Annotated in this window: 22 protein-coding genes; 1 reads left to right on the forward strand and 21 read right to left on the reverse strand. The window is 63.9% G+C overall.

The window, feature by feature from the left end; all coding sequences use genetic code 11:
* Positions 1-161 precede the first annotated feature (161 nt).
* The 19 genes from AC3FKG_RS10670 to AC3FKG_RS10760 form a co-directional block, all read right to left on the reverse strand.
* Complete coding sequence (locus AC3FKG_RS10670) at positions 162-2,450, reverse strand: primosomal protein N' (RefSeq protein ID WP_488743035.1); 2,289 nt, start codon at positions 2,448-2,450, stop codon at positions 162-164.
* 531 nt (positions 2,451-2,981) lie between these two features.
* Positions 2,982-4,079, reverse strand: coding sequence for a uroporphyrinogen decarboxylase (gene hemE, locus AC3FKG_RS10675; protein WP_488743036.1), 1,098 nt, complete (start codon positions 4,077-4,079; stop codon positions 2,982-2,984).
* Positions 4,080-4,154: 75 nt separating this feature from the next.
* The gene (locus AC3FKG_RS10680) at positions 4,155-5,111 is read right to left on the reverse strand and encodes an alpha/beta hydrolase (RefSeq protein ID WP_483709829.1); all 957 of its coding nucleotides are present in this window, start codon (positions 5,109-5,111) and stop codon (positions 4,155-4,157) included.
* Positions 5,112-5,148: 37 nt separating this feature from the next.
* Positions 5,149-5,589: a CoA-binding protein gene (locus AC3FKG_RS10685; protein ID WP_488743037.1), complete on the reverse strand. Its 441-nt coding sequence runs from the start codon at positions 5,587-5,589 to the stop codon at positions 5,149-5,151.
* A gap of 673 nt (positions 5,590-6,262) precedes the next feature.
* Positions 6,263-6,679 (reverse strand): F0F1 ATP synthase subunit epsilon, encoded by a 417-nt coding sequence (locus tag AC3FKG_RS10690; protein WP_483709831.1) that lies wholly within the window; start codon positions 6,677-6,679, stop codon positions 6,263-6,265.
* 99 nt (positions 6,680-6,778) lie between these two features.
* Complete coding sequence (gene atpD, locus AC3FKG_RS10695) at positions 6,779-8,182, reverse strand: F0F1 ATP synthase subunit beta (protein WP_483709832.1); 1,404 nt, start codon at positions 8,180-8,182, stop codon at positions 6,779-6,781.
* Between the two features lie 33 nt (positions 8,183-8,215).
* On the reverse strand, positions 8,216-9,091 hold the full coding sequence (atpG, locus tag AC3FKG_RS10700; RefSeq protein WP_483709834.1) for a F0F1 ATP synthase subunit gamma: 876 nt from the start codon (positions 9,089-9,091) through the stop codon (positions 8,216-8,218).
* Positions 9,092-9,165: 74 nt separating this feature from the next.
* A complete protein-coding gene (atpA, locus tag AC3FKG_RS10705) occupies positions 9,166-10,707 on the reverse strand; it encodes a F0F1 ATP synthase subunit alpha (protein WP_483709835.1) in 1,542 nt (513 codons plus the stop codon).
* A 38-nt stretch (positions 10,708-10,745) separates the two neighbouring features.
* Positions 10,746-11,285, reverse strand: a complete 540-nt coding sequence (locus AC3FKG_RS10710; protein WP_483730728.1) for a F0F1 ATP synthase subunit delta — start codon at positions 11,283-11,285, stop codon at positions 10,746-10,748.
* 2 nt (positions 11,286-11,287) lie between these two features.
* On the reverse strand, positions 11,288-11,758 hold the full coding sequence (locus tag AC3FKG_RS10715) for a F0F1 ATP synthase subunit B (RefSeq protein ID WP_483709837.1): 471 nt from the start codon (positions 11,756-11,758) through the stop codon (positions 11,288-11,290).
* Positions 11,759-11,858: 100 nt separating this feature from the next.
* Entirely contained in the window at positions 11,859-12,125 is a 267-nt protein-coding gene (atpE, locus tag AC3FKG_RS10720; RefSeq protein WP_011299478.1) for a F0F1 ATP synthase subunit C, read from the reverse strand.
* A gap of 71 nt (positions 12,126-12,196) precedes the next feature.
* Positions 12,197-13,063, reverse strand: coding sequence for a F0F1 ATP synthase subunit A (gene atpB, locus AC3FKG_RS10725; protein WP_483709838.1), 867 nt, complete (start codon positions 13,061-13,063; stop codon positions 12,197-12,199).
* A 237-nt stretch (positions 13,064-13,300) separates the two neighbouring features.
* Complete coding sequence (locus AC3FKG_RS10730; RefSeq protein ID WP_483709839.1) at positions 13,301-13,804, reverse strand: ATP synthase subunit I; 504 nt, start codon at positions 13,802-13,804, stop codon at positions 13,301-13,303.
* A gap of 321 nt (positions 13,805-14,125) precedes the next feature.
* On the reverse strand, positions 14,126-15,028 hold the full coding sequence (locus AC3FKG_RS10735) for a ParB/RepB/Spo0J family partition protein (protein WP_488743038.1): 903 nt from the start codon (positions 15,026-15,028) through the stop codon (positions 14,126-14,128).
* 2 nt (positions 15,029-15,030) lie between these two features.
* Positions 15,031-15,837 (reverse strand): ParA family protein, encoded by an 807-nt coding sequence (locus AC3FKG_RS10740; protein WP_483709843.1) that lies wholly within the window; start codon positions 15,835-15,837, stop codon positions 15,031-15,033.
* Between the two features lie 84 nt (positions 15,838-15,921).
* Positions 15,922-16,608 (reverse strand): 16S rRNA (guanine(527)-N(7))-methyltransferase RsmG, encoded by a 687-nt coding sequence (gene rsmG / locus AC3FKG_RS10745; RefSeq protein WP_483709844.1) that lies wholly within the window; start codon positions 16,606-16,608, stop codon positions 15,922-15,924.
* 21 nt (positions 16,609-16,629) lie between these two features.
* Positions 16,630-18,570 carry a tRNA uridine-5-carboxymethylaminomethyl(34) synthesis enzyme MnmG gene (mnmG, locus tag AC3FKG_RS10750; protein WP_488743039.1) on the reverse strand — a complete coding sequence of 647 codons (1,941 nt, stop codon included), beginning with the start codon at positions 18,568-18,570 and terminating at the stop codon, positions 16,630-16,632.
* A 232-nt stretch (positions 18,571-18,802) separates the two neighbouring features.
* On the reverse strand, positions 18,803-19,672 hold the full coding sequence (locus tag AC3FKG_RS10755) for an N-formylglutamate amidohydrolase (protein WP_488743040.1): 870 nt from the start codon (positions 19,670-19,672) through the stop codon (positions 18,803-18,805).
* A gap of 3 nt (positions 19,673-19,675) precedes the next feature.
* A complete protein-coding gene (locus AC3FKG_RS10760) occupies positions 19,676-20,671 on the reverse strand; it encodes a Bug family tripartite tricarboxylate transporter substrate binding protein (protein ID WP_483709850.1) in 996 nt (331 codons plus the stop codon).
* A 121-nt stretch (positions 20,672-20,792) separates the two neighbouring features.
* Here AC3FKG_RS10760 and AC3FKG_RS10765 point away from each other — a divergent pair, with 121 nt between their 5' ends.
* A complete protein-coding gene (locus AC3FKG_RS10765; protein ID WP_483711568.1) occupies positions 20,793-21,734 on the forward strand; it encodes a LysR substrate-binding domain-containing protein in 942 nt (313 codons plus the stop codon).
* Between the two features lie 226 nt (positions 21,735-21,960).
* On the opposite strand, the gene AC3FKG_RS10770 is transcribed toward AC3FKG_RS10765, so the two are convergent.
* Positions 21,961-22,704, reverse strand: coding sequence for an ABC transporter ATP-binding protein (locus AC3FKG_RS10770; protein WP_488743101.1), 744 nt, complete (start codon positions 22,702-22,704; stop codon positions 21,961-21,963).
* Between the two features lie 33 nt (positions 22,705-22,737).
* Complete coding sequence (locus tag AC3FKG_RS10775) at positions 22,738-24,579, reverse strand: branched-chain amino acid ABC transporter ATP-binding protein/permease (RefSeq protein ID WP_483709854.1); 1,842 nt, start codon at positions 24,577-24,579, stop codon at positions 22,738-22,740.

Here is a 24,579-nt window from a genome sequence, read left to right on the forward strand (position 1 = left end):
CCGATGCCGCCAAGACCCGCTTGGCCGGCATAGGGGCCCGACCCGCGCAACCTCTGGGCTGGCGCGATCTTACTCCCGAAAAACGCAAAGGTGCAACCTAGTGCAACCACTACCTCGAAAGCCGCTTGCGGCGGTTGCACCAACGGCACACGCAACAACCTTCAGATCCTCAGCGGGTCGATCTCCAACTGCCAGCGCACACCGCGCGCCGCCTCCGGGCCCACTTCGGAGAAAGTCTGCACCCACTCGCTAACAAACCGTTGCAGGACGGGTCGGGCGGTGGCCTCTACCAGCATCTGCGCCCGCTCCCGCCCGGCGATGCGGACCATCGACATCGGCACCGGGTCATGCAGTTGCACCTCTGGCGCCAGGGCATTGCCCTCAGCCAGGCGGCGGACTGCCTGCAGGAATTGCAAGGCCCGCTCCAACTCGCCATGCTCGGCGGTCAGCAACACCTGGTAGCAGAACGGGGGCAACCCGGCCTGGCGCCGCTCGCGCAACTGTCCGGCGGCGAATCCATCATAGTCATGGCGCTGCAGGGCCTGCAATGCCGCTGCGTCCGGATAGCGGGTCTGGATGATGACCTCGCCCGGCAGCCCGGCCCGCCCTGCCCGGCCGGCGACCTGCATCAGCGAGGCAAAAAGATGCTCGGCGGCGCGGAAATCGTGGCTGAACATGGCGGCGTCGGGATGGACCACGCCGACCAGCGTGACGCGCTGGAAGTCGTGCCCCTTGGCCACCATCTGGGTGCCGACCAGGATATCGACCTCGCCGGCATGGACGTCATCGAACATCGCCTGGGCGCTGCCCTTGCGACGCGTGGAGTCGGCGTCGATGCGGGCGATGCGCGCCTGGGGAAAACGCGCTGCCAGCGCTTCCTCGATGCGCTGGGTGCCCCGGCCTAGCGGAGCGATATCCATGTTGCCGCAATCGGGGCAATGGTGCGGGATCGGGGCTTCCAGGCCGCAGTGGTGGCAGCGCAGCCGCCGCTCGGGCCGGTGCAGCACCAGGTACGCCGAACAGCGCGGACAGCCGGAGAGCCAGCCGCAGCTGTCGCAAGCCAGGACCGGCGCATAGCCACGGCGGTTCAGGAACAGCAGGCTCTGCTCGCCACGCGCCAGGCGCGCCTCGATGGCTTCCAGCAGCGGCACCGACAGGCCCTCGAACAGCGCGCGCTGGCGCTGCCGTTCATGGTTGAGGTCGACCAGCCGCACGGTGGGCAGCGCGGCCTCGGCCTGCGCGCGTTCGCGCAGGACCAGCTTGCGGTAAGCACCCTGCTCGGCGCGCCACCAGGTCTCCATCGACGGCGTGGCCGATCCGAGCACCACGGGAATCTCGAGCCGCTTGGCGCGCCACACCGCCAGGTCGCGCGCGGAATAGCGCAGGCCCTCCTGCTGCTTGTAGGACGTGTCGTGTTCTTCGTCCACGACAATCATCGCGAGGTGCGGCATGGACGCCAGGATCGCCATCCGTGTGCCGAGCACGATGCGCGCCTCGCCACGATGGGCTGCCAGCCACTGAAGGCTGCGCTCCTGATCGGCCAGGCCGCTATGCAGCACGGCCAGCGGCAGGTGCGGGAACCGGGCGGCGATGCGCGACTGCAGCTGCGGCGTCAGGTTGATTTCCGGCACCAGCATCAGCACCTGCGCGTGCGGATCGCGTACCAACACCTGCGCCATGGCGTGCAGATAGACCTCGGTCTTGCCGCTGCCGGTCACACCGTGAAGCAGGAACGGCGTGAACGAGGTGGCCGCGCCTATGGCCTCGACCGCCGCGAGTTGCTCCTCGTGCAGCGGCGGCGCCACCGATGGCGCCTGAGACGGCGCCGTGGCCAGCAAGGTGCGCTCGGCGGTCAGGACCTCGACCCATCCTGCGGCGACCCATTCCGCCAGCCTGGCCGGCGCCGCGGCGCACAGCTCGCGGGCCTCGGACAGGCTCATCGGCGCCTGTGCCGTCGGGCCGCCCCCGCGATCGGCAAGCGCCTGCGCAAGCGCGCGGACCGATCTTGCGCGCACGGGCACGGCTTGCAGCATCATGGGAATGTGCGCCGGCACCGCGCGATACGCCTCGGTGCGGGCACGCAGCGCAAGGCGCGGCCAACCTTCGGGCTCGCGCAACGACGGCGGTAGCGCCGGCAGCATCACTTCACCGAGACAACGCTGGTAATAGCGCGCGGCGAATGCCGCCAGGTCGCGCCACTCCTCCGCCAGAGACGTCAACCAATCCAGCCGCGCCGATACCGGCTTGAGGCGCTCCGCCGGTACGGCGGATTCGTCAGCGCGCGCCACGGCCACCCCCACCAGGTTGCGGCGCCCGAATGGCACCACGACGAGGTCACCCGGCGACACGTCGGGACCGGCAAGATAGTCGAAGCAGTCGTCCGCGGGCGTATCGAGCGCGACGCGGACAATGCCGGCCTGGCGCGGTTCGGTGTCGGCTGACAGCATCATCGGAGGCGGTTGTGGTGCAAGGCGCGTGCACAAATACTGTGCGGAATGCGACGCAAAGTTGGCGGAGCCGGGCGCTGTGTGCGGCGCAACATCAACTTAAAGTAAAACTTCAAATGTGGCCCTAAGTCGATGATAGATGACTGCTTTTCCACTAATTCCACCGACCCTGTGGATAACTTTGTTGAAAAGTCGCACCAAGATGCCGCCAAAGCCCGAAAAACAAGGGAATCACTGGCCTGCGCAGCGGCGTTGAAAAACTTCCAATGCCTTAAAAATCAATACCTTGCAAACATCCCCCAGATGAGTTAAGGAGTAACCCGTTCTTGCACTGCGGCAAACCAATCGGTGTGCATAAGTCAAGCCTCCACAATCAACCCGTCGCATCTTTTTGGCGAATCTGGATGAAATTGTTTACTTGACAGCAGCAGCGGCGCGCCTTTCGCGACACCGACGATCCATCGCACTGAAATCGCTGCACCGCGAGGAAAGCAGGGCCGGCAGGCCAGGCGCCGACCTGTAGGGCAATGGTGGTCAGCCGCGCGCCGCGCGCAGCTGCTTGCTGTAGCGATGCACTTCATCGACCAGCACGGTCACGCTTTCCGGCGGCGTGAACTGCGAAATGCCGTGGCCCAGGTTGAATACGTGCCCATCGCTGCCGCCCGCGGCGGCGTAACTGTCCAGCACGCCACGCACCTGCTCGCGGATGGCGGCCTCCGGCGCGAACAGCACCGTGGGATCGATGTTGCCCTGCAGCGCCACGCGGCCGCCGGTGCGGCGACGGGCGTCGGCCAGGTTGACGGTCCAGTCCAGGCCGATGGCATCGGCGCCGGTCTCGGCAAGGCTTTCCAGCCACAAGCCACCACCCTTGGTGAACACGATGGCCGGAATCTGCTGCCCGTCATGCTCGCGCTTCAGGCCGGCCAGCACCTTGCGCATATAGGCCAGCGAGAACGCCTGGTACATGCCATCGGCCAGTGCGCCGCCCCAGGTGTCGAAGATCATCACGGCCTGGGCACCGGCCTCGATCTGCGCGTTCAGGTACTGGCTGACCGCCTGGGCGTTGATTTCCAGGATGCGGTGCATCAGGTCCGGGCGGCCGTACATCATGGCCTTGACCGTGCGGAAGTCGTCCGAGCCACCGCCTTCGACCATGTAGCAGGCGAGCGTCCAGGGGCTGCCCGAGAAACCGATCAGCGGCACGCGCTGGCGGCCCTCCTGGACCAATGCGCGGCGAATTTCGGCCACGGCGTCGAACACGTACTGCAGCGACGACATATCGGGCACCGCCAGTTTCTGGACATCGGCTTCCGTGCGCAGCGGCCGGGCAAAGCGCGGGCCCTCGCCCTGGGCGAACGACAGGCCAAGGCCCATCGCATCGGGGACGGTGAGGATGTCGGAGAATAGGATGGCAGCGTCCAGCGGATAACGGTCCAGCGGCTGCAGCGTCACCTCGGTGGCGTAGGCGGGATTCTTGGCCAGCCCCAGGAAACTGCCGGCCCGCGCCCGCGTGGCGTTGTACTCGGGCAGGTAGCGGCCCGCCTGGCGCATCAGCCACAGCGGCGTGTATTCAGTCGGCTGCCGGCGCAATGCGCGCAGGAAAGTGTCGTTCTGCAGTGCGGTCATGGTCATCCTCGTAAGACCGCCATTCTAAGGGATGGCCACGGCGCAACGGCACTTTGCGACCGGTGCCGGAGCACCGCGGCGCTATGCCTCGTCGAACAGGCTGGCAAAGGCTTGCGCGGCGCGCTGCATCCATTCGCGGGCACGCGGCGCTTCAGACTGCAGGCGCCCGAAACCATGCGTCATGCCGCTGGCTTCGATAGTGACCACCGCGGCGTCGTGGCGGACGAGGAAATCGGCATAAGCCAGGCCGCCATCGCGCAACACGTCGTTGGCCGCCACGATGAGGGCCGTGGCCGGCGGCTGGACCGCCGGCGCCTGCGCCATCAGATGGATGCGCGGATCGGGATGCTGCGCGCCCTGCGCGAGCGCGCCGGCACCGATGAACTGAGTCCAGTACCAGGCCATTTCGTCGCGCGTCAGGCCGGGGCCATTGGCAAAGGCGCGGTAGCTTTCGGTGCTGAGCACGGGCGCGGTGACCGGGTAGATCAGCAATTGCGCCGCCACGACCTGCCGTCCGGCTTCGGCATTGACCTGCTGCGCCGCGAGCGCCGCCAGATGCCCGCCCGCGCTGTCTCCCGCGACGGCCAGGAAGCCAGTGTCGAAGCCCAGTGATGCCCGTTGTGCGGCAAACCACTGCACCGCCTGCACCGCGTCATCGCATGGTGCCGGGAACGGGTGCTCGGGCGCGAGCCGGTAGTCCACGCTGGCGACCGCACAGCCAGTATCGGCGGCAAGCATCGCGGCAATGGTGCGGTGCGTCTGGTGTGAGCCGATCACCCAGCCTCCGCCGTGGAAATAGACGATCAGCCGAGCGGCACCGGTGCCCGCCGGCCTGAACAAGCACGCCGTGAGTGTGCGGCCGTCCAACGGCAGCTCGAGGTCCGTCGAGGTGACGCCGTCGGGATCCGGCACCATCGACGAAGCCGCCACTTCGTCGAAGCGCAAGCGCCGCGCGGGCGCATCAACGGGTACGGGCAGGCCCGTGTACTGTTCGGTCTGGCGGCGGTAATAGGCGAGGAGTTGCGGATCGATGGCCATCGGCGAAACGGAAAGGGTTCGGGCAAAAGTGCGCCGCTCAGGATAGTTCGAGCTGGCGCGTCAGTTCTATCTTGCTGCAGCAGTCCTGCACGGCAAGCAGCCCCGCGGCGTGGGCTTTGGCAATGGCGTCATCGTTGACGATGCCGAGCTGCAGCCAGACTCCGCTCGCACCCATGGCAACGGCTTCAGCGATTACCGGCGGAGTATCCTCGGCTCGGCGGAAAACATCGACCCACTCGATGCGGCCGCCATGCGCATGGATCGCGGCAGCGGCGGCCTCTAGCGACGCGTGGCAAGGCTCGCCCAGAATGCGCTCGCCCGCGTGGCGCGGGTTCACCGGGACGATGCGGAAACCATGCTGCTGCAGGAACTCGGCGACTTCATGGCTCGGGCGGTCGGCACGGTCAGACAAGCCGACAATGGCAACGGTTTTCATGCCAAGCATCTTCCGAATCGCGTCCTGCATACGTGACATCATGGGCTCCGTGGTATTGCCGCGGCGAACACCGGGCTCAAAACAAGAGCAATCGTAACCGCGAACGACAGGGGACGCCGGAGACGTCGTTTGGTTCGCTATCGCACATGGAGACCGGAGCAATAAGAATACAGACAGGCACTTGGCTCACGAAAAAGTGAGGCAAAAGCTTGTCAATGTGTCCATTGCGCGTCATTTATGCCGCCCAGGCTTTCAACTTCTTGCAAAAGGATACATTTTGTTACTGCCATTGCAGGGACTTTCCCCCACAATGCATTGACACACCGACGTTTGGTGGCGTCCCGCCAAGAATCGAGAAGTCAGAACATGGGACGCTGAAGAAAGCCTTTGGCAGTGATCCCCGATTTTCCGAGCCAGCAGGCGATGCCTGCTGGCTCGGATACCAGGAAGACCCGATGGCGCGTGGCCTTGTTGGCCGATTTTGCGAACGTGATTCGCTGCGCCTTAGCTTGGTAGTTCTGGACAGAACCCGTTCCTTCGAATTGACCCCTCGAAGGGATTTTCCCGTCCGCGCGGAGCCTCCCCGGCCCGCGCGCTTTTTTTTGTCCAGAACGGATCAAGCATATCTCCAGCCCATAAAAAAGGCAGCCGCGTGGCTGCCTTTTTTTGGCTGTCGCACCGAAAAAACAACAGTGCGCCAGGTACTGCTTGTTGCTTACTTCTTACGACGCAGACGGGCGATGGCAGCCAGCTGCGCTGCGGCCATGGCGAGTTCGCTCTGAGCGCGTGCAATGTCCAGATCGCTGCTCTGGTTCTGCATCAGCTCTTCGGCGGCACGCTTGGCTTCCTGCGCCTTGGCTTCGTCCAGGTCGGTACCGCGGATGGCGGTATCGGCCAGCACGGTGACATGCTTCGGCTGCACTTCGAGAATGCCGCCGGCCACGAACACGAACTCTTCGCTGCCGTCTTCCTTCTCGATGCGCACGGCGCCCGGCTGGATGCGCGTAATCAGCGGCGTGTGGCCCGGCAGAATGCCCAGCTCACCCGACTCGCCCGGCAGCGCCACGAACTTCGCCTGGCCGGAGAAGATCGACGCTTCCGCGCTGACGACGTCTACAAGAATGGTTGCCATATGAATTCCTTTGTCCGTTCGCTTCACTTCTGACGGCAGGCCGCGCGAGGCAGCATGCCGTCACTCCCGCACCGGAGCGCGGGAGCGTCAAAGCGAGGCTTACTGGAGCTTCTTGGCCTTCTCGAAGGCTTCGTCGATCGAGCCGACCATGTAGAACGCCTGCTCGGGCAGGTGATCGCACTCGCCATCCACCAGCATCTTGAAACCACGGATGGTTTCCTTCAGCGGCACGTACTTGCCCGGCGAACCCGTGAACACTTCGGCCACGTGGAACGGCTGCGACAGGAAACGCTGGATTTTACGTGCGCGGTTCACGGCCATCTTGTCTTCCGGCGACAGTTCGTCCATGCCCAGAATCGCGATGATGTCGCGCAGTTCCTTGTAGCGCTGCAGCGTCTGCTGCACGGCACGCGCGACGTTGTAGTGCTCCTGCCCAACCACTTGCGGGTCCATCTGGCGCGAGGTCGAGTCCAGCGGGTCCACTGCGGGGTAGATACCGAGCGCGGCGATGTCACGCGACAGCACCAGGGTCGAGTCCAGGTGCAGGAAGGTGGTAGCCGGCGACGGGTCGGTCAAGTCATCCGCAGGGACGTACACGGCCTGAATCGACGTGATCGAGCCGGTCTTGGTCGACGTGATCCGCTCCTGCAGCTTGCCCATTTCTTCAGCCAGCGTCGGCTGGTAGCCCACGGCGGAAGGCATACGGCCCAGCAGTGCCGACACTTCGGTACCGGCCAGCGTGTAGCGGTAGATGTTGTCGACGAAGAACAGGATGTCACGGCCTTCGTCACGGAACTTCTCGGCCATGGTCAGGCCGGAAAGTGCCACGCGCAGACGGTTGCCCGGCGGCTCGTTCATCTGGCCGAACACCATGGCGACCTTGTCGAGCACGTTCGAGTCGCTCATTTCGTGGTAGAAGTCGTTCCCTTCACGGGTACGCTCGCCCACGCCGGCAAACACCGACAGACCGCTGTGCTGCTTGGCGATGTTGTTGATGAGCTCCATCATGTTGACGGTCTTGCCCACGCCAGCACCACCGAACAGGCCAACCTTGCCGCCCTTTGCGAACGGGCAGATCAGGTCGATCACCTTGATGCCGGTTTCCAGCAGGTCGGTCGAAGGCGACAGTTCGTCGAACTTCGGTGCCTTCTGGTGAATGGCGCGGCGCTCGTCCGAAGCGATCGGGCCTGCTTCGTCGATGGGGCGACCCAGCACGTCCATGATGCGGCCCAGGGTGCCCTGACCCACCGGCACCGAGATCGGCGCGCCGGTGTTCTTCACCGGCATGCCGCGGCGCAGGCCGTCCGACGAACCGAGAGCAATGGTACGCACCACGCCGTCACCCAACTGCTGCTGGACTTCGAACGTCAGGCCCTTCTCGGCGAACGACGTTTCGCCGCTGTCTTCCAGCACCAGCGCGTCGTACACCTTCGGCATTGCGTCGCGCGGGAACTCGATGTCCACCACGGCGCCAATGCACTGCACAATATTTCCGATACTCATTTCGTATCTCCGATAGCTTGAATTCTTGACGCCTCAGACCGCTGCTGCACCGCTGACGATCTCTGACAATTCCTTGGTGATCGCTGCTTGCCGGGTCTTGTTGTAGTCCAGCTGCAGTTCGCCGATCACGTTCTTGGCATTGTCGGATGCCGCCTTCATGGCCACCATGCGCGCCGATTGCTCGGACGCCATGTTCTCGGCCACGGCCTGGTACACCAGCGCCTCGACGTAGCGGACCAACAGCTCTTCCACCACGGTCTGCGCGTCAGGTTCGTAGATGTAGTCCCACGAGTAGGCGCGCTTCTCTTCTTCGGTCTGCGACAGCTTGTCGGCGGCGAGCGGCAGCAACTGCTCAACCATCGGTTCCTGCTTCATCGTGTTGACGAACTTGGTGTACGCCAGGTACACCGCGTCGACTTCACCATTGGTGAATGCGTCGAGCTGGACCTTGACCGCGCCGATCAGCTTTTCCAGGTGCGGGGTGTCGCCGAGCTGCACCACATTCGAGGCCACCTTGGCGCCGATGCGGCTCAGGAACTGCATGCCCTTGCTGCCGATGGCAGTGGCTTGCACATCCACGCCGCGGCCTTGCAGGCTCTTCAGCTCGTTGGTCACCGCACGCAGCACGTTCGTGTTCAGACCGCCGCACAGCCCCTTGTCGGTCGTGACCACGATCATGCCGACGCGCTTGACTTCGCGCTCCTGCATGAACGGATGCTTGAACTCGGGGTTGGCCGAAGCCAGGTGCGCCGCGATGTTACGCACTTTCTCGGCATAGGGACGGGCATTGCGCATCCGTTCCTGCGCCTTGCGCATCTTGGATGCGGCGACCATCTCCATCGCCTTGGTGATCTTGCGCGTGTTTTGCACGCTCTTGATCTTGGTTCGAATTTCTTTCGTTCCGGCCATATCTTCCTCTCCGTCCGAACCACCGCCGCGCCGGCGTTAGCCAGGCGCGGCGGCGGCATCGGGGAATTGCGCGGTTAGAACGCGGCGGACTTCTTGAAATCCTCGATCGCGGCACGCAGGGCGGGCTCATCTTCCTTCGAGAGGACCTTGGTCTCTTCGATACGGTTGATGAGGTCGGCGTACTTGGTCTTCAGATGGTCGTGCAGGCCCTTCTCGAACGGCAGAATGTCCTTCACTTCCACGTTGTCGAGGAAGCCGTTGTTGGCTGCGAACAGCGACGCGGCCAGCTGCCACACTTGCTGCGGCTGGTATTGCGCCTGCTTGAGCAGTTCGGTCACGCGGCGGCCGCGCTCCAGCTGCTTGCGGGTGGCGTCGTCCAGGTCCGAAGCGAACTGCGCGAACGCAGCCAGTTCACGGTACTGGGCCAGGTCGGTACGGATACCGCCGGACAGGTTCTTCACCACCTTGGTCTGTGCAGCACCACCCACGCGCGACACCGAGATACCGGCGTTGATGGCGGGACGGACACCGGCATTGAACAGGTCGGTTTCCAGGAAGATCTGGCCGTCGGTAATCGAGATCACGTTGGTCGGCACGAACGCGGACACGTCGCCGGCCTGCGTTTCGATGATCGGCAGTGCGGTCAGCGAACCGGTCTTGCCCTTCACGGCGCCGTTGGTGAACTTCTCGACGTAGACCTCGTTCACGCGTGCGGCACGCTCCAGCAGGCGCGAGTGCAGGTAGAACACGTCGCCCGGGTAGGCTTCGCGGCCCGGCGGGCGGCGCAGCAGCAGCGACACCTGGCGGTAGGCCCAGGCTTGCTTGGTCAGGTCGTCATAGACGATCAGCGCGTCTTCGCCGCGATCGCGGAAGTACTCGCCCATCGTGCAGCCGGCGTAGGCGGCCAGGTACTGCATGGCGGCCGAATCCGAGGCGGCGGCGGCCACGACGACGGTGTATTCCATCGCGCCGTGCTCTTCCAGCTTGCGCACCACGTTGGCGATCGTCGAAGCCTTCTGGCCGATTGCCACGTACACGCAGAAGACGCCCTTGCCCTTCTGGTTGATGATGGCGTCGACAGCCACGGCGGTCTTGCCGGTCTGGCGGTCGCCAATGATCAGCTCGCGCTGGCCACGGCCGATCGGCACCATCGCGTCGATCGACTTCAGGCCGGTCTGCACCGGCTGGCTCACCGACTGACGCGCGATCACGCCCGGCGCGACCTTTTCGATCACGTCGGTTTCCTTCGCGTTGATCGGGCCCTTGCCGTCGATCGGCTGACCCAGCGTGTTGACCACGCGGCCCAGCAGTTCCTTGCCAACGGGCACTTCCAGAATGCGGCCGGTGCACTTGACCGTATCGCCTTCCGAAATGTGTTCGTAGTCACCCAGCACCACGGCGCCGACCGAGTCGCGCTCGAGGTTCAGCGCGAGGCCGAAGGTGTTGCCCGGGAATTCCAGCATCTCGCCCTGCATCACGCCAGACAGGCCGTGCACGCGGCAGATACCATCGGTCACGGAAATTACCGTGCCGGTGTTGCGCACTTCAGCGTCAGCGCCAAGACCCGAGATGCGGGACTTGATCAGCTCGCTGATTTCTGAGGGGTTCAGTTGCATCACAATGCTCCTAATTCTTCAATCCGACGGACGGCCGATCAGACGGCGGTCAGCGCGGTTTGCATGGCAGCCAGGCGCGCACGCACGGAGGTGTCGAGCACTTCGTCGCCGACCTTGACGCTCACGCCGCCGATCAGGGACGGGTCTACCGCCACCTTTGCGTGCAGCTTGCGGCCGAACTTGCGTTCGAGCGCAGCGATCAGGTCGTTCAGTGGTTGACCATCCAGCGGGAATGCACTGGTGATCTCGACGTCCGACGAGCCTTCGCGGGCGTTCTTGAGCGCATGGAACTGCTCGGCGATTTCCGGCATCACCGTCAGGCGGTTGTTGTCCACCAGCAGCGTGACGAAGCGTCGTGCCTCGTCATTCACCGGGGACTTCACCACCGACAGGAACAGTTCGGCCAGCTTGTTGCCGGGAACGTTCGGATCGTCGGCGAGCGCCTTCATGTCGGGGTTGGCGGCGATATGCCCCATCTCCGACACCAGCTCGGACCATGCACCCAGATTGCCGGCTTCGCTGGCGACGCGGAACAGCGCCTCAGCGTAGGGACGGGCAATGGTTGCGGTTTCGGCCATGATTAGAGCTCAGCTTTGAGTTGATTGAGCAGGTCGGTGTGGACCTGCGCGTTCACTTCGCGCTTGAGGATCTGCTCGGCACCCTTGACTGCCAGCACGGCGACCTGGTCGCGCAGGTCTTCACGTGCGCGGGTCACTTGCTGCTCTGCCTCGGCCTTGGCCTGGGCGATGATGCGTGCGGCTTCCGCCTGGGCGTTTTGCTTGATCTCGTCCGCCGTCAGCTGGGCGCGCTTCTCGGCGTCAGCGACGCGTTGAGCACCCTCGGTGCGGGCTTCGGCCATAGCCTGGTCCACACGCTTGTTGGCGAGTTCAAGCTCGGCCTTGCCCTTCTCGGCAGCGGCGAGGCCATCGGCGATCTTCTTTGCGCGTTCGTCGAGCGCCTTCACCAGCGGCGGCCAAATAAATTTGGCAACAACCCACCACAGGATGAAGAACACGACCATCTGCGCAAAAAACGTTGCGTTCAGATTCATGGTGTGTTCCTTTCGGTAATCAAACTACAGATAAATGCACAAAAGGCGGCGAGGCTGATGGCCTGCGCCGCCCGTCAGCATCATGCAGACCGAAAAGAAATTACTGAATGACAGCCAGCAGCGGGTTGGCGAAGGCGAACAGCATTGCAACACCCACGCCGATCAGGAATGCCGCGTCGATCAGGCCAGCCAGCAGGAACATCTTGGTTTGCAGCGGGTTCATCAGTTCAGGCTGACGTGCGCACGCTTCGATGTACTTGCCACCCATCAGGGCGATACCCAGGCAGGCGCCGATAGCGCCCAGACCGATGATGATGCCGATACCGATGGCGGTCAGACCCTGGATGTTGGCGAGAAATGCTTGCATGATGACTCCTTTAATTTAGAGAGACTTAGAACCAAAAAACCAAAAAACCAAAAACCTAAAATCTTTGCCGATCAGTGATGATCGTGAGCCTGGCCGATGTACACCAGCGTCAGCATCATGAAAATGAATGCCTGGAGCAGGACGATCAGGATGTGGAAGATCGCCCAGACCGTGCCGGCAACGACGTGGCCGACGAAGCCCAGCGCCGACAGGTCGGCACCGAACGTCCAGATGGAACCCAGCAGCGCGATCAGCAGGAACACCAGTTCGCCGGCGTACATGTTGCCGAACAACCGCATGCCCAGCGACACGGCCTTGGCCAGGAATTCGATGATGTTCAGGATCAGGTTGAACGGAGCCAGGTACCACTTGGCGCCGAACGGGGCCGAGAACAGTTCGTGCATGAAGCCGCCCGTGCCCTTGATCTTGAAGCTGTAATAGATCATCAGCACCAGCACCGAGCACGACATGCCCAGCGTACCGTTCAGGTCAGCCGTGGCCACTGCGCGGTGGTGCGGAAGGTGGATGTGGAAAATGCCCAGGAAGTTGTTCAGGCCGGTGACCCAGTCGACCGGAATCAGGTCGATCGCGTTCATCATGGTGATCCAGCAGAACACCATCAGCGCCAGCGGAGCAATCCACGAACGATCGCCGTGAATGATGCCCTTGGCCTGGTCATCGACCATCTCGACGATCATCTCGACGAAGGCCTGGAAGCGGCCCGGCACGCCAGCGTGAACGCGACGCGCGGCGATCAGCAGGAAGATCACGGCGATGGCGCCGCACAGCACGGACCAGAACACCGTGTCATAGTTGAGCACGGAGAAATCGACCACCGACGCCTGCTTGCCGCCGACCGAATTCAAGTTCTGCAAGTGTTCGGCGATATAGCCGGAGGGTGTCAGCGCGTGTTCGGCGCCTTGGATAGCTTCTGACATGTCGAAACGAACGGTATATTGCGAAATCGTTGAGCCGGCACCCTCGCATTGGCGGGCAGCCGGTACGCGTCTTGCATTGCCTTCGGCCATCGTGGCCGGTCACCGCCATGCAAGCGGGTCATACTTTCTTGGCCCACGGTTTCACCGCTGTGAAACCCTGCACCGGACATCTTGATATTCCGTTTTGGTGCCCCAACTCTGCGTGAAGCACACACTTCGTGCGGCTGGCCGGCAGTATTACCGAAGCGCCATGGCCACCACCCAATACGTCTTGAGCGCAAGCAGGAACGTGACAAGCATCGGCACCCAGCGCAGATCGCGGTACAGCACCACCACCAGCACGAACAGCGCGACGGTGGCGAACACCTTGATCGCCTCGCCCATCACCAGCCCGCCGACCGAGGCCCGCTCGCGCGACATCCACAGCCGCAACGCAAAGAACCCGCTCGGGATGAAACACACGGCGCCACCGAACAACGCAGACCAGCCATACGGCCCTGCCTGCTTGCCGAACAGCGCCCAGCACAATGCCGACAGCAGGGTCACAATCACCTGCGCCAGCACGATCTTGCCGGGTGTCATGCGCGAGGGGCGCAACGCGCGTTCGCCGAACAGCGTTACCGCGTCGTCGTGTGACAGCGGATCGACAGCTTCTTCTTCCCGTTCTGCGTCAAAATCCCAATCATCACTGCGGGGGTTTACCTGACGCGAATCGTTTTGCTGCTGTCGGTCTCTTACCACTACCTGCCTGCCTCATCCGGGCCGGAACTTTTCGGCCCGACCAGAATTCAAACCGCGCAATTTTAAGGGGAAATACTGAGTCGCGTCAATGTGCTTACAGTTCGCTTGCAGTGGCAAACTGCACAACGGTTGCTATCACGATTGCATGATGGCTTCGTTGAAATTGCGCAGCAACGACGCTTGACGTAATTGGATTGCGCAACTGGCGTGACGCATGATGGAGGATTCACGACTGTCCGGCGCATTAACCGAACATCGGATAGTTAACTGCTGCGTGAATGCAACAGTGAGTCTTTGAGTGGCCGTTTATCGCGCAGCTTTTCAGGCTACGCGTTTGCTTTCGTCTTCATCACGCAGGCGCGCGAGCACGCCATCCAGCGCTTCGTTGTTGGTGAAGTGAATGGTGAGCTGGCCCTTGCCCCGCACGCCGAGCTTGATCTGCACTGCCAGTCCCAGCGCATCGGACAATTCTTCTTCAAGCCGCGCCACATCGCGCGTGCCGTTGCCGGTCTTGTGCTTGAGCGACTTCAGTTCGAACGGCTTGAGCGTGGACGCGACCAGCTTCTCGGTCTCACGCACCGACAGCCGCTTGTTGATGACCTGGTTGGCCAGCGTGATCTGGTTGGCCCCATCGACGGCCAGCAGCGCGCGTGCGTGTCCCATGTCAAGATCGCCCGCCATCAGCATGGTCTGTACCGGTGCGGCCAGGTTCAGCAGGCGCAGCAGGTTGGATACCGCGCTGCGCGAGCGCCCTACCGACTCCGCTGCCTGTTCATGCGTAAAGCGGAATTCGCGGATCAGGCGCATGATGCCTTGCGCTTCTTCCAGCGGATTCAAATCTTCGCGCTGGATGTTCTCGATCAGCGCCATCGCCGCGGCGGCTTCGTCGGCGACGTCCTTCACCAGCACCGGCACCTTGTCGAGTCCCGCGATGCGCGATGCCCGGAAGCGGCGCTCGCCCGCAATGATCTCGTAGCGATCCGGCTCGGCCACGCGCCGCACCAGGATCGGCTGCATCAGGCCTTGCGCGCGGATGCTGGCGGCCAACTCCTGCAATGCGCCCTCGTCCATGCGCGTACGCGGCTGGTACTTGCCCGGTTGAAGCTGGTCCAGTCGCAGCACGGAGGGCGCACCCTCCTGCTTCGCCGCCTCGACGATCTCGGCCGGACCTCCCAGCAGCGCTTCGAGGCCGCGGCCCAGTCCCTTCTTCTTCACGGTGCTCATGGTCACTGTCCTTGCATGGCGGTGGCAGCTTCCGGCGCCGACAGCTGCCTGACACGGGCGATCATCTCGGCGCCGAAGTCGAGATAAGCCTTGGCACCCTTCGACGACGGATCGAAGGCAACACCCGGCATGCCATAAGACGGCGCTTCGGCCAGGCGTACATTGCGCGGGATCAGGGTCTTGAAGACCTTGTCGCCAAAATGCGATTCGAGCTGTGCCGACACCTGCTGCTGCAGCGTCACGCGCGGATCGAACATGACGCGCAGCAGGCCGATCACCTTCAGCTCCCGGTTCAGGTTCGCATGCACCTGCTTGATGGTGTTGACCAGGTCGGACAAGCCTTCGAGCGCGAAGTACTCGCACTGCATCGGCACGATGACCCCATGCGCCGCGCACAGGCCGTTCAGCGTCAGCAGCGACAACGACGGCGGGCAGTCGATCAGCACGAAGTCATATTCATCGTCGACCTCGGCAATGGCCTGCTTGAGCCGGCGCTCGCGCTGGTCCAGCTCCACAAGTTCGACTTCCGCGCCGGCCAGCTCGCGATTGGCCGGCAGCACGTCGTACTTGCCGGTTTCCGAACGCTGGCGCGCCTGCGCTACGGAAGCCAGTCCGACCAGCACCTGGTACACGCTGTGTTCCAGCGACTGCTTGTCGATGCCCGAGCCCATCGAGGCATTGCCCTGCGGATCCAGGTCGACCAGCAGCACGCGCTGGCCCTGCGCAGCCAGTCCCGCGGCAAGGTTCACCGTCGTGGTGGTCTTGCCCACCCCGCCCTTCTGGTTCGCGATCACGAATACCTTGGCCATATGCTTCTGAGGTTCCCGATTGAATTCTTCATCCGGCCGCGGCCCGCTGGCCTCGTCCGGTTCGCGGCGCGAACGCCGTCAATATCATTTGCGCGACAACAGCACCAGGTGGCGCTCGGCATCCAGCCCGGGCACTGTCAGTCTTCGCACGTCCTCCAACTGCCACGTCGCCATCAGGCCAGCCGCTTCCATGCGGTCCAGTTCGGCCTGTGGATACACGCCCTTCATCGCGATCATCCGGCCTTCCGGCGCCAGCAGATGGCCGGACAGGGTGACAAAGTCCGTCAGCTCGGCGAATGCACGTGATGTAATTACCGCAAATTTATCCGCATCTTCCAGCTTCTCGACCGGGCCCCAGTGTGCCGCCGCATTCGGCAGGCTCAGCTGGGCACGGCATTGTGTCAGGAAGGCGGTTTTCTTCTGCACGATGTCGACCATCAGCACGGAGACATCCGGGCAGGAAATTGCCAGCGGCAGGCCAGGCATGCCGCCGCCCGAGCCCACGTCGAGCACCCTGCCCCGCGCCGCCCCTGCTACCGCCGGCGCGCGTGCGGCATGCGCGAGCGCCGGGATAGCCGCGAGCGAATCCAGAAGATGATGCGTCAGCATTTCATCGGGATGGCGGATCGCGGTGAGGTTGTAGACGCCGTTCCACTTGCGCAGCAGGGCGAGGTAGGCGAACAGCGTCTCGATGCGCTCCGGCGGCAAGTCCAGGCCGATCTCATTCAGGCCGGCCTCCAGGCGACGACGCTGGGCCGCGTCGTCGATCACGGTATGTCGTTGGCCCGCCACTCAGGCAGCCTCTTGCGAGTTGCTGGAACGGGTGCGCCCCAGCCCCTTCTTTTTCAGGTGTACCAACAGCAGCGAGATCGCCGCCGGGGTCACACCCGAAATACGCGAGGCCTGTCCCAGCGTTTCGGGCCGGTGCTGGTTCAGCTTCTGGCTGACCTCGAAGCCCAGTCCGCGCACTTCGGTGTAGTCCAGCCCTTCGGGCAAACGTGTCGACTCGTTGGCTTCGAGCTTGTCCACTTCCGCCGCCTGGCGGGTGATATAGCCGTGGTACTTGATGCCGATCTCGATCTGTTCGCGGATCTGGTCCACCAGCAGCGGGTCTGCATCAAGCGGCGCCTCGGGTGCGTGGCGACCACCCTGCAACGCCATCAGGCTGTCGTAGCGGACTTCCGGGCGGCGCAGCAGATCGGCGAGGCTGTACTCGCGCTCGATGGGCTTGCCCAGCAGTGGCACGGCATCTTCCGCCGGGAGGATGGTGGGATTGACCCACGTGCTCTTTAGTCGCTCTGTTTCACGTGAAACAGCATCGCGCTTGCGGTTGAACGCGTCCCAGCGGGCGTCATCGACCACGCCGATTTCGCGGCCGATCTCGGTCAGGCGCATATCGGCGTTGTCTTCGCGCAAGCTCAGGCGGAATTCGGCACGGCTGGTGAACATGCGGTACGGCTCGGTCACGCCGCGCGTGATCAGGTCATCGACCAGCACGCCCAGGTAGGCCTGGTCGCGGCGCGGCGTCCAGGCATCGCGCTCGCGCACATAGCAGCCAGCGTTGATGCCCGCGAGCAGGCCCTGCGCGGCGGCCTCTTCATAGCCGGTCGTCCCATTGATCTGTCCGGCAAAAAACAGCCCCCCGATCGCCTTGCTTTCCAGCGAAGCCTTGAGCGCACGCGGATCGAAGTAGTCGTATTCGATGGCGTAGCCGGGGCGCATGATGTGCGCGTTTTCCAGGCCACGGATCGAATGCACCAACTCAAGCTGCACGTCGAAAGGCAGGCTTGTGGAGATGCCGTTCGGGTAGAACTCGTTGGTGGTCAGGCCTTCCGGTTCCAGGAAGATCTGGTGGCTGTCCTTGCTGGCAAACCGATGGATCTTGTCCTCGATGCTCGGGCAGTAACGCGGCCCTACCCCTTCGATCACGCCGGTGTACATCGGCGAACGGTCGAGCCCACCACGGATGATGTCGTGGGTACGGCTATTAGTGTGGCTGATCCAGCACGGAAGCTGCGGCGGATGGTGCTCCGGGCGGCCCAGGAACGAGAACACCGGCACCGGGTCGAGGTCGCCCGGCTGTTCTTCCATCACCGAAAAATCGATAGTGCGGCCGTCGATACGCGGCGGCGTGCCGGTCTTCAGGCGGCCCTGCGGCAGCTTCAGCTCCTTGAGCCGGGCCGACAACGATACCGATGCGGGATCGCCTGCACGACCACCCGTATAGTTATCCAGCCCCACGTGGATCTTGCCGTCCAGGAAGGTGCCGGCCGTCAGCACTACCGCGCGGGCGCGGAAAGCGATGCCAACTTGCGTCACCGCACCGACAACCCGATCCCCTTCCACCAGCAGGTCGTCCACGGCCTGCTGGAACAGCATCAGGTTCGGCTGGTTTTCCAGCCGGGTGCGGATGGCCTTGCGGTACAGCACGCGGTCTGCCTGGGCACGCGTCGCCCGTACAGCCGGGCCCTTGCTGGAATTGAGAATGCGGAACTGGATCCCCGACTCGTCCGTTGCAGCGGCCATGGCGCCACCCATCGCGTCCACTTCCTTGACCAGATGACCTTTGCCAATGCCGCCGATCGACGGATTGCAGCTCATCTGCCCCAGCGTTTCGATGTTATGGGTCAGCAGGAGTGTCTGGCAGCCCATCCGGGCAGCGGCCAGGGCAGCTTCCGTGCCGGCGTGACCACCACCGACGACGATGACATCGAATTCTTTTGGGTAAAGCATGGGACACCTCCTCCGGGAGGCTGACGGGAACAATCGGGATGTCGAATTATAGCGGCAATCGCCTCACGGCTTTTTGAGGGTTACAGTGTTTCACGTGAAACATGGCGTGGAGATTACACGGCTGTTTCACGTGGAACACAGTGGGCGAAGGCTTATGGGCGCCCAACCCTGCCGCCAAACAAAAAGGCCGAACCCAAAAAGGTCCGGCCCACGTGTTCCACGTGAAACAAACTCAGATCTGCTGCCTCACGTAAGCAGCAACCCGCTGCGTCAGCGAAGCGAGATCCCGCTGCAGCGTACCAAATCCCTCGTTCCGCTCCCGGGTCCGCTCATCCATATAAAGCGGACGCCGGATCTCGATCTGGAGGCTATTACGCCGTTCAGCGGGGCGCCCGATCTGCGCGATCAGCTGCACGCCCTTGTACGGGTCATTGCGCGCGACGGTGTACCCCATCTCCCGCAATTCCCCCTCCACCAGATCCACCAGCCCCGGCTCGCACGTGCTGCCGTCCCGATCCCCGAGCACGAAATCCGCTAGCGGGTGCGCGCTCTGGATCCGGAGCCGCTCATAGGCGTTGTTCGGCATGGAGTGCAGGTTCAGGTGCCAGACCCCACCGAAGCGCCGGTAGGCGCCCTCCACTGCCGCAGACAGGGCAGCATGGTACGGCCGGTAATAGCCGTCGATACGCGCCTGCACTTCGGCCACGGACAGCTTGCGGTCATAGATCGGCGTGGCGGCATCCATGTTTCGCCAGATCAGCCCGAATCCCAGCCGGGTCTTCTCCCCCGGTGCCAGCGGCGTAGGCCAGGGGCCATCCAGCAGTTCCGGATCGATGTCGTCCAGCATCCGGTTCGGGTCAATGTAGACGCGGGGAAAGGTCGCTGCGAGCAGCGTGCCGCCGACGGCAGGCACGCTGTCCCATAGTGCATCGATGTGTGTATCCTCGCCGCCGCGCAAGCGCCCGGCCGGTACCGCGGCGCCGAAGTCCGTCGGATACACCGTGCCGCTATGCGGCGAATCGCACACCAGCGGCAAGGCATCCACTTCGGGCAGCGCCAGCGTGAACGGCGCCCCGGCCATGGCTTTGACAGCTTCGCTCATACGTCAATCCAGCTTGATGTTTGCCGTCTTGGCCACGCGCGCATACCGGGCCATGGCCTGCTGGATCTGCACCTTGAACTGGTCAGGCGTGGTCGGCACCAGCGTGCCGCCCGACTCTTCCACCTTGCGCCGGAACTCGGGGTTCTGCATGGCCTTGTGGATGGCCTGGTTCAGGCGCATGACCACCGTCGACGGCGTACCCGCAGGGGCGACGATGCCAAACCAGCCGCCCTCCCCCATGTCCTTGTAGCCCAGCTCCGCATAGGTGGGTACGCCCGGCAGTTGCGGCGAGCGGCTCGCCCCAAGCACGGCCAGCGCACGCAGCCGGCCTGATTTCACGTGAGGCAGCGTGGACGACAGGTTGTCGGTAATGGCATTCACCTGTCCGGCCACGGCATCGTTGAGCGCCAGGCCGGCGCCCTTGTACGGCACATGGAGCAGCTCGATGTGGGCCAGCATCATGAAGTTCTCGATATTCACATGACCCAGCGAGCCTGCGCCCGGCGAGGCGAAGGTGTACTTGCCGGGGTTGGCCTTGGCCAGCGCGATGAACTCCTGCATGGTCTTGGCCGGCACGCTCGGGTGCACCGCGAAGACGCTGGGAATCGCCACCACGTTCGTGACGGGCGCAAAGTCCTTGATCGGGTCGTACTTCAGCTTCGGATAGACCGCCGGGTTGGAACCGTGCGTGCTGACCGTCGCCATGCCGATGGTGTAGCCATCCGGGTCTGACTTGGCGACCTGCTCCATGCCGACCGAGCCCCCTGCCCCGCCCTTGTTTTCGACTACGATGGGCTGGCCCAGCTCCCGCCCGGCGAACTCGGCAACCAGGCGCGCCGACAGGTCGGTTGAGCCGCCGGCCGCAAAAGGCACGACCAGGCGGATGGGCCGGTTGGGATAGGCGGCCTGCGCGAACGCGCCGCCGGTAAAGGTCAGCGCGGCGGCAGCCGCAGTGCCTGACAGCAACAGCTGGCGGCGCGATAGCCTGGCTCGGGTCATTGGGCTTTCTCCTGTTCTTTTGTGATGAATAGTCGCCGAGTGTCAGGCGTTTACCGACCCCAGGCAAACGACTATATTGCACCTTCGCATTACCAAAGATCATTCTCCACTGGCCTGGCCCATGCGGTTGCATTCCCCTTCGATGTCCGAGTTGCACGCCTTCGTCGCCGCCGCGCGCCTGGGCAGCTTCACGCGCGCCGCCGAGACGCTGTGCGTGACACAAGGGGCGGTGAGCCGGGCCATTGCCCGGCTTGAGGAACACTTCGGCCAGCCGCTAGTCCAGCGCAACGCACATCGGCTCACGCTGACCGGCGCCGGGCAACGGTTGCTGGAGGCAGTGGCCGATCCGCTCGCCGCCATCGAAAGCGCCAGTGCGGCGCTGCGTGCTGGCGATCGCAGCCACCACCTCACCCTGTCGGCGGTTCCGACGCTTGCAAGTGTCTGGCTGGTACCCCGCCTGCCCGATTTCCACAAGCGGCATCCGGACATACGGCTCGATTTCGTACCGTATCGCCGCGACGAGGATTTCTCGGGTTCCGCGCCCGATGCAGCGCTGCTCGCCGGCGAGCCCGGGAAATGGCCCGGCTTGCAGGTGGACTATGTAGTTGGGCGCGAAATGGTGCCGATCTGTCACCCCGACCGCGAGCGCCAGCGGCGCACGGCCGGGCGGTGGCGCGAGCCGGCCGAACTCATGGAAGAGCCCCTGCTCTACCACACGACTGCTCCCGCCAACTGGGTGAACTGGCTCGAGGCGGCGGGCGTACCCGGTGCTGCGCCAAAGCTGTCGTCGGGGTTCGACCAGGTCTCGATTCTTATCCAGGCGGTGCGCGCCGACATGGGCATCGCCGTGCTGCAGCGCTGCCTGCTGCACGATGAACTGGCCGCCGGCCGGGTGGTAGCGCCCTTCGATCTTCCGATCCGGCTACAGCGTGGCTATTTCCTTTGCACGCCAAGGGAGCGACGCGATCATCCGGCCCTCCGGTGCTTTCGTGAATGGCTGCTCGAAACTGCCGCGCAGGGTGCTGCCGAGTACGCGCCGGATGATCATTCGCAAAATAAATGATTGTAGTTTGTTCCGATGGCCAACAATTCATAGCAAGAATTGGATTAATCTACACCACGGCAAACTATTAGCACGAAGAATTTATGTTCGCTTGAATTGAAATACGCCATCCGTTCGACGCATATTTATTGCAAAGGAGGCTTTTGAACGGCCTCTATATCCATGCAACAAATGAAAAGACCCGCCAAAGCGGGCCTTCTATTCATCGCTCCACTAATTCCGCACTTCACGCTGCCTTTTTTGCCAGCCCCAGATAGGTTTCGATCACCTTCGGATTGCTGGCCAGCTCCGCCGCCGGCCCCTCCATCGCCATATCGCCCGTCTCGATGACATAGCCGTAGTCCGCGACCTGCAGGGCCGCTCGCGCATTCTGCTCGATCAGCAGCGTCGCCACGCCGGTCTGGCGCAGGTTGCTGATGATGTGGAAGATCTCCTTCACGATCAGCGGTGCCAACCCGAGGCTGGGTTCATCGAGCATCAGCAGCTGCGGCTTGGCCATGAGTGCGCGGCCCACGGCCAGCATCTGGCGCTCGCCGCCTGACAGCGTGCCGGCGTCCTGTCGCGCGCGCTCGCGCAGGCGTGGAAACAGGTCGTAGACCACGCCCATCTGGTCGAGGTAGTTCTTCTCGCCGGCACGCTTGCGGCGGAAGGCGCCGAGCTGCAGGTTGTCCTCCACCGTCATCGACGCGAACAGCTCGCGCTTCTCCGGCACCAGGCACATGCCGCGTGCCACGCGACCTTCCACCGGGATGCCGGCCATGTCATGTCCGAGATAGCTGACCGTGCCGCTGGCCGAGCCACTGACTGGCAGCGCGCCCATGATCGCGTTCAGCGTCGTCGACTTGCCGGCGCCATTGGGGCCGATCACGGTCACGATCTTGCCGGCCTCTACCTTCAGGCTCACGCCGTGCACCGCTTCCACCTTGCCGTAGCGGACGTGGAGGTCCTTCACTTCGAGGATCGGGCTCATCTTGCGTTCCTTGTCCACACCATCACTCACCCATCACTCCACGCCACCGAGATAGGCCTCGAGCACGGCCGGGTTCCTCTGCACATCCTCGGGCACGCCCTCGGCAATGCGCGTGCCGAATTCCATCACGACCAGGCGGTCGGTCAGGTTCATGACGAAGTCCATGTCGTGCTCCACCAGCAGCACGCTCATGCCTTCCGCCCTGAGCTTGCGCAGCAATTCGGCCAGCGCCTGCTTCTCCTTGTAGCGCAGGCCGGCGGCGGGCTCGTCGAGGAGCAGCAGGGCCGGATCGCAGCACAATGCGCGCGCAATCTCCAGGATGCGCTGCTGCCCCAGCGCGAGACTGCCCGCCTCCATGTACATGCAGTCGGCCAGGCCCACGCGCTCGAGCTGGCGCCGGGCCTCGAACAGCAGCTTGTCTTCCTCGGCGTGGTTCATGCGCAGCATCGCCGCGGATACACCGCCCTGCGCGTGAAAGTCGCCGCGCAGGTGCGCGCCGATCGCCACGTTCTCAAGCACGGTCATGGCCGGCAGCAAGTGCACATGCTGGAACGTGCGGCCGATGCCGCGCTTCACGATCTCGCGCGAAGGCAGGCCCGATATCACTTCACCGCGATAGCGGACTTCGCCGCGCGTCACGGGCAGCACGCCCGTCACCAGGTTGAACGTGGTCGACTTGCCGGCACCATTCGGGCCGATCAGTCCGACGATCTCTCCGGCCCGCACCTGGAAGCTCACGTCGTTCACCGCCACCAGTCCGCCGAACTGCTTGCGCGCGGCACGCACGTCGAGGATCAGTTCGCCGGCCTCGGGCTTCTGCCGGACCGGCAGCGCATCGGCGGCTTCGGGTGCCTGCACCGGCGGCCCCGACGGAAACAGCCGGCGCAAGAACGGCCACAGGCCATCGCGCGCATGTTGCAGCAGCAGCACGAGCAGCACGCCGAACACGATGATCTCGAAGTTGCCATTCGCGCCGAGCAGCTTCGGCAGCAAGCCCTGCAACGTGTCCTTCAGGATCGTAAGCAGGCCCGCGCCAAGCACCGCGCCCCACACGTGGCCCACGCCACCGACCACCGCCATGAACAGGTACTCGATACCGTAGTTCAGGCCGAATGGCGTCGGGTTCACCGCGCGCTGCAGGTGCGCATAGAGGAAGCCCGAGATGCACGCCAGCACCGCCGCCACCACGAACACCACGACCTTCATCCACGCGGTGTTGACGCCCATCGCCTCGGCCATCACGCCACCGCCCTTGAGCGCGCGCATCGCGCGGCCCGGCCGCGAGTTCAGCAGGTTCTGCACGGCCAGCACGGCGAGCAGCACCACGCTCCAGATCAGGTAGAACATCGCACGGCCCGACTGCAGTTCGACGCCGAACAACGACAGCACCGGGATGCCGTTGAGCCCGTCGTACTTGCCCAGGAACTCCAGGTTGCCGAACAGGAAAAACAGCGACAGGCACCACGCAATGGTGGCGAGCGGCAGGTAGTGTCCGGACATGCGCATCGTGATCAGGCCGATCACGTAGGCGCACGCGATGGTGATCACCAGGCCCACCAGCAGCCCGAACCACGGCGACAGCCCGAACTGCGTGGTCAGGTACGCGGTGCTGTAGGCCCCCAGCCCGACGAACGCCGCCTGCCCGAACGAGGTCATGCCGCCTACGCCCGTCAGCAGCACGAGCCCGATCGCCACGATGCTGTACAGCCCGATGTAATTGCCCAGCGTGATCCAGAACTCCGGCGTCGGCAGCACCGGCAGCAAGGCCAGCGCCGCGATGAACAGCAGTGTCAGCACGCGGTTGCGCTGCAGCCCGGCACGGTTGCCGCTGCGTTCGCCGCCCACGGCGGCTTGCTTGTCAGTCAGCATCGTCAT

It is taken from the genome of Cupriavidus sp. 22TCCZM04-2 (assembly GCF_057798895.1).